This is a genomic window from Mucilaginibacter ximonensis (assembly GCF_042686265.1).
Classification (GTDB): domain Bacteria; phylum Bacteroidota; class Bacteroidia; order Sphingobacteriales; family Sphingobacteriaceae; genus Mucilaginibacter; species Mucilaginibacter ximonensis.
The window spans coordinates 805,907-828,780 of record NZ_JBHUPD010000001.1; the positions used below are offsets into that span (position 1 = coordinate 805,907).

At 43.1% G+C, this 22,874-nt stretch carries 20 protein-coding genes and 1 riboswitch; of the genes, 15 read left to right on the plus strand and 5 right to left on the minus strand.

Annotated features, from left to right (window positions below; genetic code table 11):
* Positions 1 to 2 precede the first annotated feature (2 nt).
* On the plus strand, positions 3 to 1,445 hold the full coding sequence (locus ACFS5N_RS03665; RefSeq protein WP_377182349.1) for a class I adenylate-forming enzyme family protein: 1,443 nt from the start codon (positions 3 to 5) through the stop codon (positions 1,443 to 1,445).
* Positions 1,446 to 1,703: 258 nt separating this feature from the next.
* Here ACFS5N_RS03665 and ACFS5N_RS03670 read toward each other — a convergent pair whose 3' ends face one another.
* Entirely contained in the window at positions 1,704 to 3,941 is a 2,238-nt protein-coding gene (locus tag ACFS5N_RS03670) for a glycoside hydrolase family 2 protein (RefSeq protein WP_377182351.1), read from the minus strand.
* Between the two features lie 109 nt (positions 3,942 to 4,050).
* On the opposite strand from ACFS5N_RS03670, the gene ACFS5N_RS03675 reads away from it, so the two are divergent.
* From ACFS5N_RS03675 to ACFS5N_RS03705, 7 genes are all read left to right on the plus strand, one after another.
* Positions 4,051 to 4,278, plus strand: coding sequence for a hypothetical protein (locus tag ACFS5N_RS03675; protein ID WP_377182353.1), 228 nt, complete (start codon positions 4,051 to 4,053; stop codon positions 4,276 to 4,278).
* Between the two features lie 100 nt (positions 4,279 to 4,378).
* Entirely contained in the window at positions 4,379 to 6,304 is a 1,926-nt protein-coding gene (gene thrS, locus ACFS5N_RS03680) for a threonine--tRNA ligase (protein WP_377182355.1), read from the plus strand.
* A gap of 1 nt (position 6,305) precedes the next feature.
* Positions 6,306 to 6,872 (plus strand): translation initiation factor IF-3, encoded by a 567-nt coding sequence (infC, locus tag ACFS5N_RS03685; RefSeq protein WP_377182357.1) that lies wholly within the window; start codon positions 6,306 to 6,308, stop codon positions 6,870 to 6,872.
* Positions 6,873 to 6,965: 93 nt separating this feature from the next.
* Positions 6,966 to 7,166 (plus strand): 50S ribosomal protein L35, encoded by a 201-nt coding sequence (rpmI, locus tag ACFS5N_RS03690; protein ID WP_377182359.1) that lies wholly within the window; start codon positions 6,966 to 6,968, stop codon positions 7,164 to 7,166.
* 79 nt (positions 7,167 to 7,245) lie between these two features.
* Positions 7,246 to 7,590: a 50S ribosomal protein L20 gene (gene rplT / locus ACFS5N_RS03695; RefSeq protein ID WP_377182361.1), complete on the plus strand. Its 345-nt coding sequence runs from the start codon at positions 7,246 to 7,248 to the stop codon at positions 7,588 to 7,590.
* A 272-nt stretch (positions 7,591 to 7,862) separates the two neighbouring features.
* A complete protein-coding gene (locus ACFS5N_RS03700; protein ID WP_377182363.1) occupies positions 7,863 to 10,913 on the plus strand; it encodes an amidohydrolase family protein in 3,051 nt (1,016 codons plus the stop codon).
* Positions 10,914 to 10,925: 12 nt separating this feature from the next.
* Positions 10,926 to 12,230: an amidohydrolase family protein gene (locus ACFS5N_RS03705; RefSeq protein ID WP_377182365.1), complete on the plus strand. Its 1,305-nt coding sequence runs from the start codon at positions 10,926 to 10,928 to the stop codon at positions 12,228 to 12,230.
* Between the two features lie 74 nt (positions 12,231 to 12,304).
* Here ACFS5N_RS03705 and ACFS5N_RS03710 read toward each other — a convergent pair whose 3' ends face one another.
* Positions 12,305 to 13,075, minus strand: a complete 771-nt coding sequence (locus ACFS5N_RS03710; RefSeq protein WP_377182367.1) for an SRPBCC family protein — start codon at positions 13,073 to 13,075, stop codon at positions 12,305 to 12,307.
* 103 nt (positions 13,076 to 13,178) lie between these two features.
* Positions 13,179 to 13,382, plus strand: a riboswitch (cobalamin riboswitch).
* 105 nt (positions 13,383 to 13,487) lie between these two features.
* Here ACFS5N_RS03710 and ACFS5N_RS03715 point away from each other — a divergent pair.
* From ACFS5N_RS03715 to ACFS5N_RS03730, 4 genes are all read left to right on the plus strand, one after another.
* Complete coding sequence (locus ACFS5N_RS03715) at positions 13,488 to 15,524, plus strand: TonB-dependent receptor (RefSeq protein ID WP_377182369.1); 2,037 nt, start codon at positions 13,488 to 13,490, stop codon at positions 15,522 to 15,524.
* Positions 15,525 to 15,539: 15 nt separating this feature from the next.
* On the plus strand, positions 15,540 to 16,613 hold the full coding sequence (locus ACFS5N_RS03720; protein WP_377182371.1) for a YncE family protein: 1,074 nt from the start codon (positions 15,540 to 15,542) through the stop codon (positions 16,611 to 16,613).
* Between the two features lie 37 nt (positions 16,614 to 16,650).
* Entirely contained in the window at positions 16,651 to 17,229 is a 579-nt protein-coding gene (locus ACFS5N_RS03725) for a DUF6580 family putative transport protein (RefSeq protein WP_377182373.1), read from the plus strand.
* 66 nt (positions 17,230 to 17,295) lie between these two features.
* Entirely contained in the window at positions 17,296 to 17,985 is a 690-nt protein-coding gene (locus ACFS5N_RS03730) for an SIR2 family NAD-dependent protein deacylase (RefSeq protein WP_377182375.1), read from the plus strand.
* 134 nt (positions 17,986 to 18,119) lie between these two features.
* Here ACFS5N_RS03730 and ACFS5N_RS03735 read toward each other — a convergent pair whose 3' ends face one another.
* The 3 genes from ACFS5N_RS03735 to ACFS5N_RS03745 all read right to left on the minus strand — a co-directional run bounded on the left by ACFS5N_RS03735 (position 18,120) and on the right by ACFS5N_RS03745 (position 21,038).
* A complete protein-coding gene (locus ACFS5N_RS03735; RefSeq protein WP_377182377.1) occupies positions 18,120 to 19,325 on the minus strand; it encodes a PQQ-dependent sugar dehydrogenase in 1,206 nt (401 codons plus the stop codon).
* A complete protein-coding gene (locus ACFS5N_RS03740) occupies positions 19,325 to 20,572 on the minus strand; it encodes a PQQ-dependent sugar dehydrogenase (protein WP_377182379.1) in 1,248 nt (415 codons plus the stop codon). The genes ACFS5N_RS03735 and ACFS5N_RS03740 overlap by 1 nt, the downstream gene beginning before the upstream one ends.
* A gap of 217 nt (positions 20,573 to 20,789) precedes the next feature.
* Entirely contained in the window at positions 20,790 to 21,038 is a 249-nt protein-coding gene (locus ACFS5N_RS03745; protein ID WP_377182381.1) for a hypothetical protein, read from the minus strand.
* A gap of 89 nt (positions 21,039 to 21,127) precedes the next feature.
* Here ACFS5N_RS03745 and ACFS5N_RS03750 point away from each other — a divergent pair, with 89 nt between their 5' ends.
* From ACFS5N_RS03750 to ACFS5N_RS03760, 3 genes are read left to right on the plus strand one after another with little or no spacing between them, the layout of a single operon-like run.
* Positions 21,128 to 21,610: a GAF domain-containing protein gene (locus tag ACFS5N_RS03750; RefSeq protein ID WP_377182383.1), complete on the plus strand. Its 483-nt coding sequence runs from the start codon at positions 21,128 to 21,130 to the stop codon at positions 21,608 to 21,610.
* Positions 21,603 to 22,253 carry an alpha/beta hydrolase gene (locus ACFS5N_RS03755; protein WP_377182385.1) on the plus strand — a complete coding sequence of 217 codons (651 nt, stop codon included), beginning with the start codon at positions 21,603 to 21,605 and terminating at the stop codon, positions 22,251 to 22,253. Before ACFS5N_RS03750 ends, ACFS5N_RS03755 begins: the two co-directional genes overlap by 8 nt.
* Entirely contained in the window at positions 22,250 to 22,852 is a 603-nt protein-coding gene (locus ACFS5N_RS03760; RefSeq protein ID WP_377182387.1) for a DNA-3-methyladenine glycosylase, read from the plus strand. Before ACFS5N_RS03755 ends, ACFS5N_RS03760 begins: the two co-directional genes overlap by 4 nt.
* Positions 22,853 to 22,874 lie beyond the last annotated feature (22 nt).

Sequence of the window (22,874 nt, forward strand, 5' to 3'; positions counted from 1 at the left end):
CTATGAATTTAGTTGACCTTTTTAATATATCGCTCAGTGAGCGCAAAGACAAATTAGCGCTGCAATTTGGCGACGAGCATTTTACTTTTGGCGATGTTGACGCGCGCAGTAACCGCATGGCTAATTTACTTAAGGCAAAGGGGTTCGTGAGCGGCGATCGCATTTGTGTATATCTGGAAAACTGTGTTGAAATAATCGATATTTTCCTGGCTTGCGTCAAAACGGGTATCATTTTCGTACCGGTAAACATTTTGTATAAAGAGCGTGAGATGACGCATATTTTGACAGATGCCGATCCGAAAGCGCTGATAGCCAAAGGCGAAATTCCCTGCGATTATCAAGTGTGGCAGTTAGCCGATATTATTGAAGAAGTAAAGCATCAGCCAAATACAAAACCGTCCGTGCTGCTCACCGGAGATAACCCGGCAACCCTTATTTATACCAGTGGCACCACCGGCGCTTCAAAAGGGGCAATACTTACCCATAATAACTTTATGGCCAATGGCATTAACCTTAATGCCTGCTGGAAAATCACTGAGGCTGATCGTTTTTTACTGGCGTTACCGCTGTTTCATGTACACGCCCTGGGCAACGGTATTATGTGCTGGCTGCTAAGCGGGTGTACGATGAAACTGTTACCAAGATTTGAACACGGTAAAGCTGCTGAGGAATTCCTGACATTTAAACCCACCTTGTTTTTTGGCGTACCAACAATCTATATCCGCCTGTTGGATCAGCCCGAAGACGTTGCCCGGCAAATAGGTGCCAATGCCCGCTTGTTTGTTTGCGGATCGGCCCCGTTACCCGCGCATATTTTACAAGAGTTTCAAGGTAAATATGGCCATGTAATACTGGAGCGTTATGGCATGACCGAGACTCTGATGAATATCGGTAACCCATACGTTGGCGAGCGTCGCCCGGGAAGCATTGGTTTTCCGTTACCTGGCATATCGGCCAAAATTATCTTGCCCGACGGACGGGAAGCCGGTTTTGACGAAGAGGGCGAAGTGCATATTAAAGGCCCGAACGTTTGTGCCGGCTATTGGCGCCGTGAACAAGCTACCGCAGAAGCGTTTAGCAACGGCTATTTCAAAACAGGGGATATGGGGGTAATGTCTGCCGATGGCTACTTCACGCTTAAAGGCCGTAAAAGCGACCTGATTATTAGCGGGGGTTTTAATATTTATCCGCGCGAGATAGAGGATTTTCTGTTAGAACAAGCTGGTGTGGCTGAGGCGGCCGTGGTAGGCGTTCCGCATGAAACACGTGGCGAAATGCCCGTGGCTTACATAGTGCCCGATGTGGGCTTTGATGCTGCTTTGATTGAAGAGAAGTGTAAAAACGCCTTTGCGTCATTTAAGGTGCCGCGCTCATTTATCACCGTTGAAAATTTGCCACGAACCGCTCTAGGAAAAGTACAGAAGCACTTACTGCCGAAGCCATAAATTTTAAAAAAGTGTTTCATTTAAAGTGTTTCACCCCATTTTTAAAGAAATCACCAAAATGACATAAGTTATTTATAAACAGAACAATGCGGATTTTACATAAAGTATTACTACTGTTTCAAAGTGTTTCACTGCTATTTAATAAAACATTGATTGCTAGATAATTAATTAAAAAAGGTGTTTCAAAGTGTTTCATATTTTGTGAAACAACAAAGGGGATGATTTTATCACCCCCTTTGTTGTAAATTCAATTTTAGCTTACAGCCTGGTGTTGCTCAATAACGATAAACCGGCATCAATATACTGGCCGCCCGCGGTTTGTTTACAGTGTATGGCAATAACGTTTTTACCATTGGCTTTGATAGCAGCCTTGCCCGCCGCATTGATAGGGATCACCGTATAAGCAGATGTATACCCACTGATCTCGGCGGCTTTCACGCTGTTAATATATACCTCGCAATCTTCATCATGGTGAATATACAGTACCAGCTTATCGCGCTCGGCGGCTGTCAGGTTACCTAAAGTAAAATCCTGGCGCAACCAGATATCGTTAGTGTTCCAGATAGTCTTGATATTACCACCCGGAGTGCCGTGTGTTCCAAAACCCGCTTGTCCTGACTTCCAGGCAGCATCGCTGTAATTGGTTTTAAACCAATCGCCTTCGGGCTGCTCAAAAGTATACTTCCAGTTTCTGCTTTCTTTTTGTGATGATGGCAACACATTCTTAATAAACAAGTTATCATGTATGGCTGCATAGTTTGAAGCATAGATCTTATCCACATCGCCTTTAATTACCTCGCGGTCATAGGTCATCAAACCGTTTAGCTCAACCTCAACGTCGGTAATTTCTGTATAAACCGCAGCGCTGAGCCCCATGTTGGTTTTGTACAGGGTAAGGTCTTTGGTGAACTTGTCGTATAAATTCAGATAATCCTTTTTGTTATTGATCATGATGTAGGTGTCGCCCACCTTCCAGGTATGCTGCGGAATAATATAGCCGATACCGCCATACTCCCCGCAGGCCAGTACCTGCGTTTTGCTGTATGGCACACCCGGAGGCGGGTAGCTGTGGATATCCAAATAATCGCCCACACCAAAATGGTTACCGCCGCTGGCCTGATTGATTAGCCGCGATGGATCAAGCTTGTGTACCATGCTTACGTATTCAGGAGTTTTGTGCTGAGCCTGCGCTTCGTTAAAAATAACCCAGGTAACAATACACGGCGAGTTCCAATGGGTTTTGATCAAGCGTGTTAATTCTGATCTGAATTCGGCGGTGTCAACGGGCGGCACGTGCTCTGTATATGAGTTTGGCGAAGGCATATCCTGCCAAACCAATAAGCCCAGTTTATCGGCCCAGTAATACCAGCGATAAGGCTCATATTTAATATGCTTACGCACCATGTTGAAGCCAAATTTTTTGGTCATCTCCAGGTCGTATTTCAAAGCTGCATCGGTAGGGGCGGTGTAGCCGCCATCGGGCCAGAAACCCTGATCCAGCGGGCCCAGCTGGAATAAGAACTTGTTATTCAGGTAAAGCTTCTTGAAACCGCCATCTTCCTGAACTGAGATCTTACGCATACCGAAATAGCTGCTTAAGTTATCAGTTACTGTGCCTCCTTTATTTAGGGTGATATCTAGGCCGTAAAGGAAAGGGCTGTCAGGCGACCATAATTTTGGATGAGCCACCGGGATGCTGGTCTCTATATTAGGCTTGATAGAAACCGTTTTAACAACATTATTGCCATCCTTAACTTTGACTGACACAGTTGCGCCAGCAGTATTACCCATAGTGCTGACGGTTAACTTTACAGCTGATTTATCCAGATCAGGAACGATCTTTATATCGCTGATACTATTGACAGCAACAGGCTCCAGCCAAACGGTTTGCCAGATACCCGTAACAGAGGTATACATAATACCCTGCGGATGCAAAGTCTGCTTGCCACGCGGATATCCGCCTAGATCGGTTGGGTCATAAACGCGTACGGTCAATTCCTGCGGGCCTGATTTGGTAAGCGCACTGGTAATATCATATGAGAATGGATCGTAACCACCTTTGTGCTCACCTAAGCTTTTACCGTTCACATATACTTCAGACAACCAATCGACAGCGCCAAAGTGGATAATAACATGCTTGTTTTTCCAGTTAGCCGGTACCGTAAACGTACGGCGATACCAAAGGCGGTCATGATGTTCTTTCACGCCTGACAAAGCAGATTCAACCGGAAAAGGTACCAGGATAGTTTTATCTAATTTACCCTGAGGCAGAGCATCGCCGGCAGCGCCGGGTTGATATTGCCATAGGCCGTTCAGATTCATCCATTCTTTACGCACCATTTGTGGCCGCGGATACTCAGGCAGTACGTGCTCCGGATCAACATCCTTAGCAAATCTGGTCATAAGGGTAGCTTGCTTGGGTTCCCATTTCTGTGCAGACACAGCAAACGACGATCCCGCACAAACAAACAGGATAAACAGTTTTTTCAAATTCATATTTAATAGATTAGTCAACAATTGGATTGAGTGGCTAAAGTACTAAAGTTTTAAAAAAGGACTGTTTCAGATACCAATCATTTGGCAAATATTTTGTTAACAATGTTATATGCAAACTTACAACGCAGATGGTCATGAAGCAGGGGTTATCGCTTATGAAATAGGCAGAAATAGCATCAGCATAAAATTCAGAGATGGTTCTGTATACCGTTATACCAATAAAAGCGCGGGTGCCGCAGCCATAGCTGAAATGAAAACACTTGCGAAAAGAGGCGAGGGGTTAACCACTTACATTAATCAACATGTAAGAGAACATTATCAGGCTAAGCTTAAATAATTCCAAAATAATTGTAATTTCGTCGCATAAAACTATCGGTCACACGCGTAAGTGACCGTCTGATAATTTCATATTTATAAAATTTAAATCATAGTTGTAGATGATTAACATTACACTACCCGATGGGTCCGTTCGTCAGTATGACAACGGTATCACTGCCATGCAGATTGCACTGTCAATCTCTGAAGGCCTAGCCCGCAACGTCTTAGCCGCCGAAGTTGACGGCCAGGTGTGGGACGCGAGCCGCCCGATTGAAAAAGATTCGAGCGTTAAATTACTAACCTGGAATGATACTCAAGGTAAATCAACCTTCTGGCACTCATCAGCGCACTTAATGGCCGAAGCGCTGGAAGCGCTTTACCCAGGTACAAAATTCGGTATCGGTCCGGCTATTGAGACAGGCTTTTATTACGACGTTGATTTTGGCGACCGCGAGTTCTCATCAGACGAATTCAAAGCCATTGAAGACAAAATGATCGAACTGGCTAAGACCAAAGAAGAGTTTATTCGGAAACCGGTATCAAAAGCTGATGCTATAGCTTATTTTACTGAAAAAGGCGACGAGTACAAACTCGATCTGATCAAAGACTTGCCAGATGGGGCCATTACCTTCTACACCCAGGGTAACTTTACTGATCTTTGTCGCGGTCCGCATATTCCAAATACAGGCTTCGTTAAAGCTGTAAAGCTGATGAGCGTTGCCGGTGCTTACTGGCGCGGCGACGAGAGCCGTAAACAGTTAACCCGTATCTATGGTGTTACTTTTCCTAAGGCGAGCGAATTAACTGAATATCTGCATCTTTTAGAAGAAGCTAAGAAACGCGATCACCGTAAATTGGGTAAAGAGCTTGAGCTGTTTGCTTTCTCTGAAAAAGTAGGCATGGGCCTGCCATTGTGGTTACCCAAAGGCGCCGCTTTGCGTGAACGCCTGGTTAACTTCCTGCAAAAAGCGCAAGCGAGGGCAGGTTATGAGCAAGTAGTTACACCACACATCGGCCACAAAAACTTATATGTGACATCTGGTCACTATGAGAAATATGGCGCCGACTCGTTCCAGCCAATAAAAACCCCGCAAGAAGGTGAGGAGTTCTTCCTGAAACCGATGAACTGCCCGCATCATTGCGAGATCTATAAAACAAAACCACGCTCTTACAAAGACCTTCCGGTGCGTTTGGCCGAGTTTGGTACCGTATATCGTTACGAACAAAGTGGCGAGCTGCACGGCTTAACCCGCGTACGTGGCTTTACGCAGGATGATGCGCATTTGTTCTGTCGCCCTGATCAGGTTAAGGAAGAGTTTATGAAGGTTATCGACCTGGTGCTTTATGTATTTAAGGCTTTAGGCTTTGATGATTACATAGCACAGGTATCACTTCGCGATCCCGAAAACAAAGCTAAATATATAGGCAGCGATGAAAACTGGGCTTTAGCCGAAGCTGCCATACAGGAAGCCGCTGCCGAGAAAGGGCTGAAAACCGTAGTTGAGTTGGGTGAAGCTGCTTTCTACGGCCCTAAGTTAGACTTCATGGTGAAAGATGCCCTGGGCCGTAAATGGCAATTGGGAACAATTCAAGTTGATTATAACCTGCCAGAGCGCTTTGAATTGGAATACACAGGCAGCGATAATATGAAACATCGCCCGGTTATGATTCATCGTGCGCCGTTTGGCTCACTGGAGCGTTTTGTAGCGGTGTTGATTGAACATTGCGCCGGTAATTTCCCGCTGTGGTTGTCGCCAGAACAGTTTATCATTTTGCCGATCTCTGAAAAATATGAAGATTATGCAAAAAAACTTTCAGATGAACTAAAAGATTCCGATATTTGCGGGCTAATTGACTTTAGGGACGAAAAAATCGGTAGAAAAATTCGTGACGCTGAAGTTAAAAAAATCCCATATATGCTGATTGTGGGCGAAAAAGAAGCTGAAGAAAATAAGGTTTCAGTTCGTAAACATGGTCAGGGCGATTTGGGAAGTATGAGCATTGAAGAATTTAAAAAACAAATAATTACAGAAATAACCGTATAACTTGGCATTAAACAGACCTTTCAACAGAGGACCAAGGCCTCCTTTTAAGAAAAAAGAGGCCGAACACAACATTAATCAGTTTATTAAGGCTACAGAGGTTCGCTTAGTGGGCGACAATGTAGAGCAAGGCGTTTATTCATTAAGAGACGCTTTAGCAATAGCCGAAGAACAAGAGTTAGATCTTGTTGAGATATCTCCAAACGCGGTTCCGCCGGTTTGTAAGGTGACTGATTATAACAAATTTATCTACGAGCAAAAGAAAAAGCTAAAGGAGATAAAGAGCAATGCTAAGCAGACGGTTATCAAGGAGATCCGCTTCGGACCGAACACGGATGATCATGACTTTGAGTTTAAATTAAAGCATGCCACCAAGTTCCTGGAAGCTGGCGAGAAGGTGAGAGCCTACGTACACTTCAAAGGCCGTGCAATTGTATACAAAGAACAAGGCGAGATATTATTGCTGCGTTTTGCACAAGCTTTAGAAGATCTGGGCAAGGTAGAGCAATTACCAAAACTGGAAGGTAAACGCATGTTCCTGACAGTTGCTCCTAAAGGTGTAAAAAAATAAGGTTTAAAAGTGTGCAACTGCGTTAATATGCAGATGGACAGCTAAAGATAATGCGTTGAGAAACGCAGTAATTAACACAAATAAATAACGGATATGCCAAAAACTAAAACCAACTCCAGTGCAAAAAAGCGTTTTAAGCTTACTGGAACAGGTAAGATTGCGAGAAAAAACGCATTCAAAAGCCACATCCTTACCAAGAAGTCAACAAAACGTAAACGTAACCTGACTCAAACTTCATTAGTATCTGAAGCAGACATGGGTAACGTAAAACGTATGCTTGGTATAGGCAAGTAATTAATTAATTTTTAACCAGGTATTAGAGTATCACAAGATCCGTCAGCTGACGGACACTCACTACCAAAAAGACAACAAAATGCCACGTTCAGTAAACGCCGTAGCGTCGAGAAGACGAAGAAAAAGGATTATGAACCTCGCCAAAGGTTATTGGGGTTCACGCAGCAAAGTTTATACTATTGCTAAAAACACAGTTGAAAAAGGTTTACAATATGCTTACCGCGACCGTAAAACCAAAAAGAGAGAATTTAGAGCTTTGTGGATCCAACGTATCAACGCTGGTGCACGTCAGCACGGTATTTCTTACTCTGTATTAATGGGTAAGTTAGCCGCTAAAAACATTGGTTTAAATCGTAAAGTATTAGCTGATTTAGCTATGAACAACCCGGACGCTTTCAAAGCAGTGGTTGATGCGGTAAAATAAATCGTAACCAATAAATATTAAGAAAAGACCTGCAGCAATGCGGGTCTTTTTTGTTTGTGGCGATTTCCTATTTCTCAAAACGTCATCGTGAGCGAGGAACGAGCGTGACGATCTCTTCGCTGTATCGCATATCCGAAGATTGCCACACTCGTTCCTCGCTCGCAATGACGGTTGCGGGAGAATGTTTCCCTAACATTTCTGTTACCCAATTAAAAACTCAACAATTAAAGTTATATTAGGTGATACTATAACTGACTCATAATTAGGATCACATGAAGAAACTTTTACTCTGTGGTTTTGCTGTACTGTTATTCAATTTTTCAAGAGCCCAGCAAACCTTCCCGGTAAATGGCGTTCAGGACATTCGCCCTGGTTTATACGCCTTTACAAATGCGACGATCGTCGTAAACTCACAACAAATCATCCAGAATGGCACTTTATTGGTTAAAGACCGTGTAATTGAATCGGTTGGTGCAAATACCGCTGTTCCAAAGGGTTATGTTGTTATCGATCTGAAAGGGAAATACATTTATCCCGGCCTGGTTGACGCCTATACCACCTACGGACAACCCGAGGCACCACGCCAGGCTTTTGCCGGAGGATTTGGCGGCCGTACCGTTACACCTATATCAACCAAACCAGGTGCATACGGCTGGAACGAGGCAATAAAGCCCGAAATGAATGTCAAGTCGATTTTTCACGTCAATGGAACTGCTGCTGAAGTATTTAAAAAGAATGGCTTTGGCGCTGTGCAGTCGTTAATTCATGATGGTATAGCGCGCGGTACATCGGTAGTTGCTACTTTGGGCGATGAGCGTGATAACTTGGTAATACTTAATGACGAAGCCGCTGCAAACTATTCATTCTCAAAAGGCACTGCTGCTACCAACTATCCATCATCGTTAATGGGTAGCATAGCTTTGGTCAGGCAAACTTACCTGGATGCGCAATGGTACGGTTCGCAAAAAGAAGAGTATAATATTTCGTTAGCCGAGTTTAATCGCCAGCAAAATTTGCCGCAGATTTTCGAGGTAAGCGACCCGCTGATGGTGTTGCGTGCGGATAAGATCGCCAAAGAATTTGGTAAAAAATACATCTACAAAACTGATGGCGACGAATACCGCCGACTTGATGCTATGAAAGCAACCGGCAGCAGTTTTATTATTCCGCTGACTTTCCCTAACCCTTTTGATGTTGAAGATCCGCTGCAAGCAAGAAAGGTATCATACGAACAATTAAAAGACTGGGAGCTGGCGCCAAACAACCCGGCCATGATGGAAAAAGCAGGCATTCGCTTTGCGATAACATCTTATGGATTAGACAATCCGCGTGACTTTTGGGTTAATCTGCGTACAGCAATAGATCATGGTTTAAGCGAATCACAAGCCTTAAAATCGTTGACTGAAATTCCTGCCGAAATGCTGGGTGTTAGTGACAAAGTTGGTTCATTGGCAAAAGGCAAAATGGCCAACTTCCTGATCACCTCTGACAATCTATTCAAGAAAGACAATGTAATATACGAGAACTGGGTAGAGGGCAGACAATACGTAGTTAGCCGCGTTAGTGCTATTAACCTGGCCGGTACTTATAAACTAAGTGGCGATGGTTTGTCGGATATCGGCTTGCGCGTAACCGGCAATCCTGGTTCTTATGAACTATCTGTTCAACGTACCGGTGCCGACAGCGTTCGTGCCCGTGGTACTTTTATCCGCACAGGCGACATGGTGACTTTGTATTTCGATCTGAAAAACAAACCAACCGGAACCATTCGTCTGAATGGTTATATTTCGTCGACGTCGCCATTGACTTTAACCGGTGGTGCGATACTACCTGACGGGACTTCGACTAGTTGGTCGGCCGTTTACACAGGTACTGTACCTGCTGGCGAACATCGCGAAGCGCCAAAACCAAACTTAACCTACGGACCGGTAGTTTATCCGTTTACGGCTTATGGCAATACCGAAGTTCCGAAAGCTGAAAATGTACTTTTTAAAAATGCGACTGTTTGGACAAACGAAAAGGAAGGCATACTGCAAAATGCCGACGTATTGATTGAGAACGGCAAAATTAAAGCAGTAGGCAAAAATCTGCCGGCTGGCAACGCTAAAGTAATTGATGCCACAGGTAAGCACATTACCGCAGGTATTGTAGATGAACACTCACATATTGCAGCAACCGGTGGTATCAATGAAGGTACCCAGGCGGTTACGTCTGAAGTTAGGGTAGGCGATGTTTTAGATTCTGAAGATATCAACTTATATCGCCAATTAGCCGGTGGGGTTACTACCTCGCATATTCTGCACGGTTCGGCCAATCCGGTTGGAGGCCAGACCATGCTGATCAAACATCGTTGGGGTGTGTTGCCTGACGCAATGAAACTGCAAGGAGCACCAGGCTTTATTAAGTTTGCATTAGGCGAAAACGTGAAGCAAAGTAACTTTAATATACAGGGAGGCCCTAACACCCGTTTCCCCCAAACCCGTATGGGGGTAGAGCAGGTGTATGTAGATGCATTTACACGCGCCAAAGAATACAAGGCGGCCCGCGCTGTAAAAGGCAACCATGTTCGCCGCGATCTGGAACTGGATGCCCTGGTTGAGATATTGGACGATACCCGTCATATCACTTGCCACTCCTATGTACAATCAGAGATCAATATGCTGATTCATGTAGCCGATTCCATGGGCTTTAAGATCAACACATTCACCCACATACTTGAAGGCTATAAAGTAGCTGACAAGATGAAAGCACATGGCATTGCCGGTTCAACTTTTTCTGACTGGTGGGCTTACAAAAATGAGGTTAGTGAAGCTATCCCTTATAATGGTAAACTCATGCACGATGAGGGGGTAGTTACTGCCTTTAACTCTGACGACGAGGAGATGGCCCGCCGCTTAAACCAGGAAGCCGGTAAAGCGGTTACTTACGGCCACATGAGCGAAGAAGAAGCTTTAAAGCTGGTTACCTTGAACCCTGCAAAAATGCTGCACGTTGATGACAAAATAGGTAGCTTAAAAGTTGGTAAGGACGCCGATATCGTAGTATGGTCGACAGATCCGTTATCGATTTATGCTGTAGCTGAAAAAACTTATGTCGATGGTGTTCCGTACTGGGATTATGATAAAGATGCCGCTAAACAGAAAGAATTGAAAGCCGATGAGGGTCGCATTATTCAAAAAATGATCGAAGCTAAGAACAAAGGTGCAGCAACACAGCCTGTAGGTGGTGGCGGTCGCCGACGCCCTGCTTATACCTGCGACACGATTGAGGACAGCGCTTACGTGGTTGCTGACGATTATAATGGAATGGCTAAATCAAAATAAGGATACAACAACATGAAAAAGATATTATTATTTGGAGGATTGTTACTAAGCACCGTCCTGACATATGCACAAGCCGTTATATCGCCGGCAAAGCCGCAAAGCAAGCCGATTGTGATTACCGGTGCCACCATTCACGTAGGTAACGGAAAGGTGATTAGCAATGGTTATGTTGCTTTTGACAAAGGCAAAATCACTGCAATAGGGGAAGGTTCGGCACCCAATACCGGAAATGCCGAGGTAATTAATGCCAATGGCAAACAGGTTTACCCAGGCTTTATCTGCCCGGTAACTACTTTAGGTTTAGTTGAAATTGAAGAAGGAGCAAAGGGTACAGTGGATGACGAAGAAACCGGAGACCTTAATCCGAATGTACGCTCACTGATTGCTTATAACACCGATTCAAAGGTTATTCCTACTGTTCGTTCTAACGGTATTGTACTTGCGCAGCCTACGCCGAACGGCGGCATGCTTTCGGGCCAATCGTCAGTGGTACAACTGGATGCCTGGAACTGGGAAGATGCTGCTTATAAAACCGATATCGCTGTTCACTTAAACTGGCCTGTTGTCAGAACCGGACGCCGGAGAGGGCCTGTTGCACCCGCAGCGGGCGGCGAATCGCCTGACGAAGCCAGGCTAAAACAACTGGACGATGTTAACAATCTGTTTACCGCTGCTAAGGCTTATGCCGAGGTGAAGCCCGATGTGATCAACCTGAAGTTTGAAGCATTAAAAGGTTTATTCAACGGTAGTAAAAAGCTATTCATTAATGTTGATGGAGCTAAAGAGATCATTGAAGCAGTGAACTTCGCCAATAAATTAGGCATTAAGGCGGTAATTGTAGGTGGAAAAGAATCATACCTGGTTACCAACCTGTTAAAACAAAACAACGTACCAGTAATTATACGCGAAACGCAGACCTTACCAGCCCGCGACGAAGACGATGTGTACCTGCCTTATAAATTACCGAAGATTTTGCAGGATGCCGGTGTTGAATATGGATTAACAGGCATTGGTTTTTGGCGTCAGCGTAATTTACCTTTTGAGGCCGGTCAGGCAGTTGGTTATGGTTTAACTAAGGAGCAAGCCTTGAGCATGATCACTTTGAATAATGCCAGGATACTGGGTATTGACAAAACTACCGGTACTTTAGAGACCGGCAAAGATGCCAATCTGTTCATTTCAACAGGCGACGCATTGGATATGATAACCCTTAATGTTGAGCAAGAATTTATTCAAGGCAGAAATGTTAACCTGGATAACCTGCATAAAGAATTGTACAAAAAATTCGCCGATAAATACGGACTGAAGACAGAATAATTGTAGCAACAATCAAATTAAAAAGCCTCATCTGGTTATCCGGATGAGGCTTTTTGCCAATATTTAAATTGAATTTAATGCTTTTCGGCTACGTGTTTTTTTGACGGCGATTTATGATCGTGCCCGTTTTTGGCGATTGGTTTTAATGAGTTCTCCAAATCCATATATTGTTTAAAATTACGGATATCATTATCTACAATATTTTTAAAAAAAGGATTCAGTAAACTAGCGATACTTGCACCAACGCCACCTGCCGGCGGCTGATAGGTAATCAATACATCAACCACGGTTCCTTTGCCGTCCAACGCATCTCGAAAAAATACTTTGCCGGCATTATCGATAACAGAATCAGGTAAAGAACTCCAGCCAATCATTTCTCCCGGTTTGTCGGCCACAATCTCTGCATCCCAGCTGATATTGCCAACGCCGGTAGGTAATTTCATTACCCAGTGCGAGCGTGTGTCGTCTATCACTTCTACGCTTTCAAGGTGATTCATAAATAATGGGAGATTATCTAATTGTCGCCAAAAATTATAAACGGCCGCCCGCGGTTTGTTGATGGTAAAAGCCGAGCGAATGGTAATGTCGATAGGTTCCTGTGTGTTCTTGCCAATTTTAGAATAAATTTCGCAATGACCCGTAACACCCCGATTGAGTAAATATCCGCCTGCGCCTAGCTTTAAAATGCTGGTAAGCGGACTTGAAAATAAATGACCCAGTCCTGATAATGCCATTTTAACGCCTACTGCTATCGAGATATAGCGTTCGGGCCAGTTTAAATTTATATCTGCCGGCTCTGCTTCTGCAGCATATCGTTTAACCGGATATAAAGTATTTTCTGTCATAATTTAACGTTTATGTTCTTCATTATTAACAGCATATTGTATAGGTGGTTTTTATTTAAATGAAATTAAACGCTATAAAGCTTTGCTATTAGCGGTGGTTATTATACTTTTGCAACGCTTTAGGTTTCTTGCCGACCATCATATCGATCAAGAATTAAAAGGGAATACAGTGTAAATCTGTAACTGTCCCGCAGCTGTAAGCTCCATAACCAAGTCCATTCAATTAGTCACTATTTGCCGACCGACAGATGGGAAGACAGGACAAAGGGGAGTAAGTCAGAAGACCTGCCAGAGCACTATACGTTGTTCACAGCTTTCGCGGATTGAAGCTTGGATTAGAGATACTCACCTGGATAGCTAGCGTGTTTCTGTTCCATTTTTTATCGTGTTGCTGTAGTTGATTAGCACAGGCATGAAGAAAGTCTTACGGTTTAGTTTTAGATACCAACACCTCCGGGCTGGATATTTTGCTGTATTGGCTTGCCTCGCTTTTCCAATTTCTGTATCGGCCCAGAGTGATACAACTAAAAAAATTAAACAGGTTAATATCAACACTAACCCGCTACCCGGCATTCCGGCCGTGGGCCCATCACAAACAGTAACATTAACTGATTTTATTCACTACAGCGCTTTTAATGTTGCCGATGCTGTTCGGGATCTTTCCGGCGTAAGCATTAAAGATTACGGTGGGATAGGAGGACTTAAAACCATTTCCGTTCGAGGCCTGGGCGCTAATCATACAGCTGTATTATTTGATGGCATACAGATAACCGATGCTGAAAACGGTCAGATCGATCTTGGAAAGTTAAATTTGAATAATATACAGGAGATTACCTTGTATAATGGTCAGCCACCTGATATTTGCCAAACTGCTAAGGCTTTTACCGCATCAAGCGTATTAGCTATCAAAACCATTAAGCCTTTACTTACCGGGACAACACCTTATAAAATAACTGCAGGCGTAAAAGCTGGTAGTTTTGGTTTGTTTCAGCCCTATTTACAATGGCAGCAACGTTTAACTAATAATTGGTCATTCGTAGTAAATAGTTATTTAATAGACGCCAACGGCCAGTACAATTATCGACACAATGATAATGGCGTTTTGGAGGCCGGCACCCGTATCAATACTCAGGTGAATACACAACAATTAGACGGTGCACTTTACTGGGCCAATAACGGTGCCAATTTTAACTTACATATCAATTACTATAACTCAGACAGAGGGCTGCCGGGGGCCTTAATAGATAGCGTGCCTCCGTCAACAAGTCAACATGTCTGGAACCGCGACTTGTTTATACAAGGATCTTATGAACAAAAATGGTCAGGTGGATTGCGTTTGTTACTAAACTCAAAATTCGCGAACAACAAGCTACACTATTTAGATCTGCACCTGTCAGGTACCTCTCAGGTGCTCGATCAGCATTTTACACAACGGGAATATTATCAGTCGGCAGTTTTGGCTTATAAAATTTCAAGTAACTGGGAGGTGTCTTTACCGACAGACCTTTCAGTAAACAATCTGGTTGCCGATATACCACAATTTTCAAATCCAACACGTGCGACCTTACTCACCGCGCTGGCATCTGATTTTACTTGGGGTCAGTTATTACTGCAGGGAAGCTTATTGTATACCAACACTTATGAAAGTGTAGAAAGAAAAACGGCGTTCCCGGACAAGCATCTGCTGTCGCCGACATTAATGGCTACCTATAAGCCCGTTGCCGACCAGAATCTGCAATTAAAGGCATATTATAAATCAAGTTTCAGAAACCCGACATTTAACGATCTGTACTACGGGTATTCGCCCAATAAAAACCTGAAACCAGAATCTGCACAGCAATATGACGCCGGTTTTTCGTACTCTAAAAGTTTAGGTGGTGTATTTGATTTTTTGTCGATAAGCAGCGACGCTTATTTTAATCATGTTACTAACAAAATAGTTTACATACCCACGCTTTATAACGGCTCGACGCAAAATTTTGGCAAAGTAGATATTAAAGGCTTAGATGTGGGAACCAAGACCGCTATATTACCCGGAAAGGGGTATCGTTTAAGTGTCAGCGTAAACTATTCATATCAGCAGGCGCTCAATGTAACAGGCCCCGCTACTGATGAGAATTATCTTAACCAGTTACCTTACATCCCTAAAAATACCGTAGCCCTTAATGCCGGGGTAAGTAAGGGACCGATAGGTGTTTATTATAACCTGACCGCTATTTCATCAAGGTATTACAATAACAATAATATCAATAGCAACGGCCCTGACGGAGATTATATGCCGCCATACTCAGTTGGCGACGCGTCTGTGATTTATAAAACTTCATTTGTGCATTTTCCAGTCGTCTTGTCTGCCGAGGTTAATAATCTTTTTGACAAGAGCTATGTGGTAATACAAAGCTACCCAATGCCGGGGCGTTCATACAGATTTTCATTTCAAATATCCATTTAACATAAACAAATAACTATGAAACAGTTTAAACTACATTCTTTCTTTATTGCATTGGCAGGCGCAGCCTTATTAGCTTCGTGCCATAAAGATAAAGTAGCTCCAACAACCGATAAACCTACTGCGCAAAGGGCGGGTATGTATGTACTAAACCAGGGTGGTGTTGGGCATAACAATAGTACCCTTACTTATTACGATTACAGCAGCAAAACCTTAGTAGCCGATCAATTCTCAGCAGCTAACACAGCTCAGTTAGGCGATACAGGTAACGACTTGGGCATTTATGGCACTAAAATGTACATAGTTGTAAATAACTCGAACGCCATTTACATTACACAAGCCAAAACGGCTAAACAGATCAAAAAAATAACACTTAACCAGCCACGTAGTGTCGTTTTTAATAGAAACTACGCTTTTGTGACTTCTTATAACGGCACTGTATCGGTGATCGACACCGCATCGTTAACCATCACCAAAACCATTACTGTAGGCGATGATCCGGAACAAATGGCTATTTCGAACGGTAAATTGTATGTGGCTAACTCTGGTGGTTTGTTATACCCAAATCCACCGACAAACACTTTATCGGTAATTGATTTAAATACATTAACTGAAACTAAAAAGATTACAGTACAGGTAAACCCGATATCTGTGGCTGCCGATAGCTACAACAATATTTATGTACTATCTTTAGGAGATTTTAATACCGTACCTGCCGGATTAACCGTGGTTGACGCTACTACCGACGCTGTAAAATCAAAACCTAGTGTAAGCTTAGGCTATAATGTGCCAATTTATGCTCAGGGCGATTTTATTTACTACCCGACTACTACAGATAACATAAGCTTCCAAATAGCGGTATACAACACAAAAACTCAAACGGTAAGTGCAACAAATTTCATTACAGATGGAACCGTAGTTACCACTCCTTATACAATTTCCGGTGACCCGTCGACTGGTGAAATTTTTATTGGTGATGCTAAAGATTATTCATCAAATGGCAGTGTTGTGGCGTTCGACAAAACCGGTAAGAAAGAATATAGCATAACCGCAGGCATCAACCCCGGCAAAATTGTATTGGTTAACAAATAATAGTTTAGTAATTTTGACCGTATAAGTTAATACAGACATGTCATTACAAAAAACCAATACCAGAAATGCAGTGCTGATCCTGATGATCATCCTGGCTACAGCAATGCGTTTTGTAAGTTATAAATTTCCGTTTTTGCTAAGCAACTTTACACCGGTAGGGGCCATCGCCATTTTTGGCGGGGTGTATTTTACCGATAAATGGAAGGCTTATGTAGTAGTATTGCTGACGATGTTCTGCAGCGACGTGCTGATCAATTACTTATATACCTCGAAATTAACTTTATTGAGCGGCTACACGCTCTGGAACTGTATATGTTTTGCAATAGTAATATTTATAGGAAGCCAAATCAAAAAAATCAACTGGACTACTGGCCTCATCGTTTTATTGGTGCCTGTGTTAGTGCACTGGTTAATTATGGATTTGCCATGGATTGCCGACACTAACCTTTACCCAAAAACAGTTGCCGGTTATATGGCATCACTCACCGCAGCTGTACCTTTTGAGGCTAACATGCTTTTTGGCGATATCGTTTTTGGCGCTTTACTATTTGGCGGTTTTGAGCTGGCTAAGCAAAAGTATGCAGCTTTACGCCCCCAACACGCGCTTGCTCTTTAAAAACTAACAGAACAGATATTTAAAAGCGGCCCGGTTATCCAGGTCGCTTTTTTTGTGATTATACTAATGAAAAAGATAGTAGTATTAACCGGTGCTGGCATTAGCGCCGAAAGCGGACTCAAAACATTCAGAGACAGTGATGGCCTTTGGGAAGGTTATGACGTACGGACAGTTGCTACACCTGAAGCCTGGGCGCGCAACCCGCAATTGGTGCAGGACTTTTATAATATGCGCCGTAAAGATGTTTTGGCTGCTCAACCTAATGCTGCGCATTACGCACTGGCCAAATTAGAGAATAAGTACAACGTAACTATCATTACTCAAAATATAGACGATCTGCATGAACGCGCCGGGTCAACCGATGTAATGCACCTGCACGGCGTAATCACACGCTCGCAATCAAGCATTGATCCTGCACTAACTTATCCAATTGAAGGCTGGGAGATTAAAATGGGCGAGCTGTGCGAACTTGGCTCGCAACTACGCGCCCATGTGGTTTGGTTTGGTGAAGACGTGCCCATGATCATTCCGGCGGCTAAAGTTTGCCAGCAGGCAGATATCTTTATTTTGGTAGGGACATCCTTGGCGGTGTACCCGGCAGCAGGTTTAATCAATTATGTACATTATAATGTGCCGAAATACATTGTCGACCCCAATATACCCGATGTGGGCAGAATAAAAAACGTAATGAGGATAGAAGAGAGAGCGAGTATTGGAGTGCCTGAATTGGTTGAGCGGTTGATGACCATGTCATAAAATGCGTCATTGCAAGGCGGAACGACGAAGCAATCTTTGTGCGACAGTAAAACCCCTGCTTTTTGATTAGCATTTGTAGAGATTGCTTCGTTCCTCGCAATGACGTAGCGGTATCTTAATCAATAAATAGCGAATTACTTCTCGATCTTATAAACAGCTCCCTTAACCTCGCTGAGCAAGTTTGCGCCGTTGGTAATCACATATAGCTCGCCTTGCTGATCCTGGCTCCAGGAGGTTATTTTAAGGTTCTGAGGGTAGTTTTGCAGTTCTACCTTGCCTTGCTGCCATTCCTTGTCCTTTTTCTCGATATAATAGATGGGTCCGGTCCAATCGGCAAAGAAGTATTTGCCTTTTTGGTTAATTAGCTTTTTGCCGTTATAAATATATCCGCCAATAATACAAATACCATGTTGATGGTTATATTCGGCAATTGGTTTAATTGTTCCGGTAAAGTTGCAATCTTCTTTAGGGTTAAAGCAATGATTGCCTTCAACCATCCGCCAGCCATAGTTACCGCCTTTTTCGATAACGTCGATCTCTTCAAAGGCACCTTCGCCCACATCGCTTACCATTAAGCGGCTGGTTCTGTTATCAAATGAAAAACGCCATGGGTTACGCAAACCATACGCCCAGATCTCAGGCCTGATATCGGCTTTGCCGACAAATGGATTATCCTTAGGGATACCGTAAGGTGAACCGCTGTTTACGTCTATCCGTAATATCTTGCCCAAAAGCGTATTCATGTTTTGGCCATTACCTATGGGGCCGTGCTTATCGCCGCCGCCACCGCCGTCGCCCATACCGATGTACAAATAGCCATCCGGACCGAAACGCATGCAACCACCGTTATCACCCTGACCAGGCTCATCTGTAGTAAACAAAATACGGCCATTTTCAGGCCCTACAGTCGTCCAATCGGCCGCGAGGGTATATTCGGCTACCACATCCTGATGATCGCTGTTATCGGCTGATTTAGGGGCACTATAAAAAACGTAAATTTTATGATTGGTCTTAAATTGTGGATGTAAGGCAAAACCCAACAAACCACGCACGTCAACCGGCATTAGTTTTACCAGTTTATTGGTGATGTCAAGAACCGGCGCATCAGCCAGCTTACCGTTTTTTACCAGCCTGATCTTGCCAGCTTGTTCCGCTACCAGGCACTCATTATTGCCGATAAAGGCCATATCCACCGGTGCCTGTAAACCATCAATCAGTTTTTGGGCCTTAAAGTTAAGCGTGGGCGCGGGAAAGGGGTTAGGATCGGCTTTTTTTAAAACAAAAGAGGGGAGCAGCATTACGCCGGCTCCCCACAACATGACAATTAAATATTTCTTCATTATTGATTCTTGATAATCTTGTAAACACTGCCGGTAGTTACCCCAGGCCCACCCGGGCCGGTTTCAGTATTGGTAAGATAATACAATTCTCCGGATTGATCTTCGCCCCAGCCCGTAATTTTTGCGGTAGCGGGATAATTTTTGATGGTGACATTTCCGCGCAGCCATTTATCACCTGCTTTTTGCAAGTACCAAACAGGGCCTGTCCAGTCGCCGAATATATATTTGCCCTTTATAGACGGAATTTGCTTTCCATTATAAACATAGCCGCCAATAACTGATACGCCTTCACTGTGTGCATATTCTGTTATAGGAGGCGTGAAGCCTGTAAAATCACAACCGTTTTCCGGGTTATGACAATGATTGCCTTCAACTACGCGCCAGCCATAGTTGGCCCCCTTTTGCAGAATGTCAACTTCTTCCCATTTGTCCTGGCCAACCTCGCCGATAAATAATTGCTTTGAAGCACGGTCGACAGTAATACGATAGGGGTTACGGAAACCATAAGCCCAAATCTCAGGCTTAACATCAGCCTTGCCTACAAATGGGTTGTCTTTTGGAACCGAATAAGTAGAATCTACATCAATATTGATACGCAAAACTTTACCTAACCAGGTATTCAGGTTCTGGCCGTTGCCGATAGCACCATGCTGATCATGCTGGCCGCCGCCATCGCCAAAAGTCACATATAAATAACCATCGTCACCGAAAACTATACCACTGCCGTTGTGATTGCCATCTGGTTTATCCTGAGTTAAAATAATTCGCTCGCTGTTTGGGTCGGCTTGATCTGAGTTTGGCAGCATTTTGTATTCAGCTACCACATCTGTATGATTAAAGTGCGGCTTACCGGGCTCGTTTTTGTAGGGACGGCTATAAAAAATATAAAACTTACCATTAACAGCAAATTTTGGATGCAGCGTTACATTCAATAATCCGCGCTCTTCGTAACCAGTATTAACCTTGATCATTTTTTCTTTTACGTCCAGTACAACTACATTGGTCAGTTTTCCGCTTTTAATTAAACGGATGGCGCCGGTTTGCTCAGTAACCCAGGCTTTGTTAGGAGCAGGGAAGGCTAAAGCGGTAGGAGCTTTAATGCCGTCAGTAACTTTAATAGCACTTAGGATTATAGTTGCCGGGGCGTTGTTTTTTGTAAAAGAGGGAAGTGCGGTAACAATGGCCAAGACTGACGCTACAGTCAAAGTCCCCCACGCAATTGATTTTATTGATAAGGATGCTTTCATAAAACTGGGTGATTCAATTGGTTATTGACCAGCAATTTTACAATTTAAAGGCTCAACTGCAAGGTAAAGATTCGGATATATTTGTGCAATCGTTGTCGGAAAGCATGTTTTATTACGGGCAGGTGCCCATCTTATTAAAAGCTTTATATAAAATACACATCAAATTGAAAAATAAAAAGTTATGACACCTAAAATTCAATAACGAAATTTTATTTGGCTAATAATTATACCGGTGATAAGCCTTTTTAAAGTCAGTTCCCATGGCTACAAAACGCTCGGCTACGGTTTTCAGAAACTCTTCGTCTAATATTTCGAATACACTGTTCACGCCGTCAAGGATATCCATTTCGGCAATTTTATAGGTTTGCTCCAATATGCCGCGCTCCATTTTCACAATAAACTTTTGGTTCATACTAAATATGGTGACCTTAAAATCAGGATGGGGTAGCTCTGCAATTACTCTCATGAGTTGAATATTTAAATAATCGCTAATTAAAAAATTAAATATGAGATTTGGCTTATTTACTTTTAGACTACCATACTTAACTTTGGCATATGGCAGAAGATCTAACAATCATAACATCGACCGATAAAAAAGAACAATACATTTCATTAATCCCTCAAATTGAAGCGTTGCTGTATGGGGAAACCGACTTAATAGCCAACCTAGCCAACATAACAGCAGCTTTAAAAGAGCAATTTAAATGGTTTTGGGTTGGATTTTACCTGGTTAAAAACAACGAACTGGTATTGGGGCCATTTCAGGGGCCGGTAGCCTGCACACGTATTGGTAAAGGTAAAGGTGTTTGCGGCAGCTCGTGGGAGCAGGCCAAAACACTGATTGTACCTGATGTAGACGCTTTTCCGGGACATATCGCCTGCGCTTCGGCATCGCGGTCAGAAATTGTTTTACCACTGTTTCGTAACAATGAGGTGGTTGGTGTGTTAGATGTAGACAGCGAACATTTAGCACATTTTGACGAAACCGACGCGCATTTTCTGGAGCAGATTATCACGCTGATCAACCTTAATGAGTAAGATATTTTTAATTGCAGGCCTGGGGGCAGACACTCGTCTTTACAACAACATCGACCTGGGCGATAATGATGTTATACCTATCGATTGGATCGAACCAAATGAAACTGATACTTTAACTACATATGCTCAAAAAATTATATATCAATACCTTATAAAAGATAATGATATAGTTATCGGTGTATCACTAGGCGGAATGTTAACCGTCGAAATTGCCAAACAAGTAAGGCTTAGCAAAGCGATATTGATATCTACCATAAAAACTATTGACGAAGTACCGTGGTATTTTAAGTTCTTTAACGCCGTGCCTGTTCAAAAACTAATCGGAGGAAGAACACTTAGCAAATTAGGCTATTTTATTAAGCCCCTATTTGGGCATTTGGACGACCAGGATGCCTGGCTGTTTCATGACATGTTAAAAAAATCATCGCCAAAGTTCTTGAAATGGGCGGTAGCAGCCGCCTTGAAATTCAACAACAAGACTAATATCCCCAACGTTTATCATTTAGCCGGCGATAAAGACCTGGTATTTAATTACAAAAAGATCAAAGACCCGATTATTATCAAAGGCGGCACGCACATAATGGTATTTGACAAAGCCAAACAGATCAACAAAATATTAAAAGGCATCCTCAAAAAGAAATGAAACTACCGCTATCTTTTTACCAGCGCAATGACGTTGTCAATATCAGTCGCGAACTTTTAGGCAAATATTTATTTACCTGTATTAATGGTGAAACTACAGGCGGTTATATAGTTGAAACAGAAGCATATAATGGCGTTATAGATCGCGCATCGCATGCTTTTGGAAACCGATTAACACCGCGCACTAAAATCATGTATGAGCATGGTGGTGTAGCCTATGTATATTTATGTTACGGCATACACGAAATGTTTAACGTAGTAACCTCAACTGAGGGTGAGCCCCACGCCGTGTTGATTCGAGCCATTCATCCAACCGACGGTATAGATATCATGCTACATAGACGCAAGATGGATAAACTCAAACGAACGATTACTTCGGGCCCTGGTTCGGTAGCGCAGGCTTTGGGTATATCCAGACAAATTAATGCCATTAGCCTGCAGAGCGATGCTTTATGGATTGAAGAACGTGGCTTAATAATTCCTGATGATCAGATAGCTGCAGTGCCAAGAGTTGGCGTTGGTTACGCTAAGGAAGATGCGACGTTACCCTATCGTTTTTTTGTTAAAGGCGATGAGTACGTAAGTAAACCTAATAAATAGCTATTTAAGGCCCACTGTTGAA

Coding starts and splice junctions, on each gene's coding strand:
- ACFS5N_RS03665 (WP_377182349.1), top strand. CDS start 3: ATGAATTTAGTTGACCTTTTTAATATATCGCTCAGTGAGCGCAAAGAC.
- ACFS5N_RS03670 (WP_377182351.1), bottom strand. CDS start 3,941: ATGAATTTGAAAAAACTGTTTATCCTGTTTGTTTGTGCGGGATCGTCG.
- ACFS5N_RS03675 (WP_377182353.1), top strand. CDS start 4,051: ATGCAAACTTACAACGCAGATGGTCATGAAGCAGGGGTTATCGCTTAT.
- thrS (WP_377182355.1), top strand. CDS start 4,379: ATGATTAACATTACACTACCCGATGGGTCCGTTCGTCAGTATGACAAC.
- rpmI (WP_377182359.1), top strand. CDS start 6,966: ATGCCAAAAACTAAAACCAACTCCAGTGCAAAAAAGCGTTTTAAGCTT.
- rplT (WP_377182361.1), top strand. CDS start 7,246: ATGCCACGTTCAGTAAACGCCGTAGCGTCGAGAAGACGAAGAAAAAGG.
- ACFS5N_RS03700 (WP_377182363.1), top strand. CDS start 7,863: ATGAAGAAACTTTTACTCTGTGGTTTTGCTGTACTGTTATTCAATTTT.
- ACFS5N_RS03705 (WP_377182365.1), top strand. CDS start 10,926: ATGAAAAAGATATTATTATTTGGAGGATTGTTACTAAGCACCGTCCTG.
- ACFS5N_RS03710 (WP_377182367.1), bottom strand. CDS start 13,075: ATGACAGAAAATACTTTATATCCGGTTAAACGATATGCTGCAGAAGCA.
- ACFS5N_RS03715 (WP_377182369.1), top strand. CDS start 13,488: ATGAAGAAAGTCTTACGGTTTAGTTTTAGATACCAACACCTCCGGGCT.
- ACFS5N_RS03720 (WP_377182371.1), top strand. CDS start 15,540: ATGAAACAGTTTAAACTACATTCTTTCTTTATTGCATTGGCAGGCGCA.
- ACFS5N_RS03725 (WP_377182373.1), top strand. CDS start 16,651: ATGTCATTACAAAAAACCAATACCAGAAATGCAGTGCTGATCCTGATG.
- ACFS5N_RS03730 (WP_377182375.1), top strand. CDS start 17,296: ATGAAAAAGATAGTAGTATTAACCGGTGCTGGCATTAGCGCCGAAAGC.
- ACFS5N_RS03735 (WP_377182377.1), bottom strand. CDS start 19,325: ATGAAGAAATATTTAATTGTCATGTTGTGGGGAGCCGGCGTAATGCTG.
- ACFS5N_RS03740 (WP_377182379.1), bottom strand. CDS start 20,572: ATGAAAGCATCCTTATCAATAAAATCAATTGCGTGGGGGACTTTGACT.
- ACFS5N_RS03745 (WP_377182381.1), bottom strand. CDS start 21,038: ATGAGAGTAATTGCAGAGCTACCCCATCCTGATTTTAAGGTCACCATA.
- ACFS5N_RS03750 (WP_377182383.1), top strand. CDS start 21,128: ATGGCAGAAGATCTAACAATCATAACATCGACCGATAAAAAAGAACAA.
- ACFS5N_RS03755 (WP_377182385.1), top strand. CDS start 21,603: ATGAGTAAGATATTTTTAATTGCAGGCCTGGGGGCAGACACTCGTCTT.
- ACFS5N_RS03760 (WP_377182387.1), top strand. CDS start 22,250: ATGAAACTACCGCTATCTTTTTACCAGCGCAATGACGTTGTCAATATC.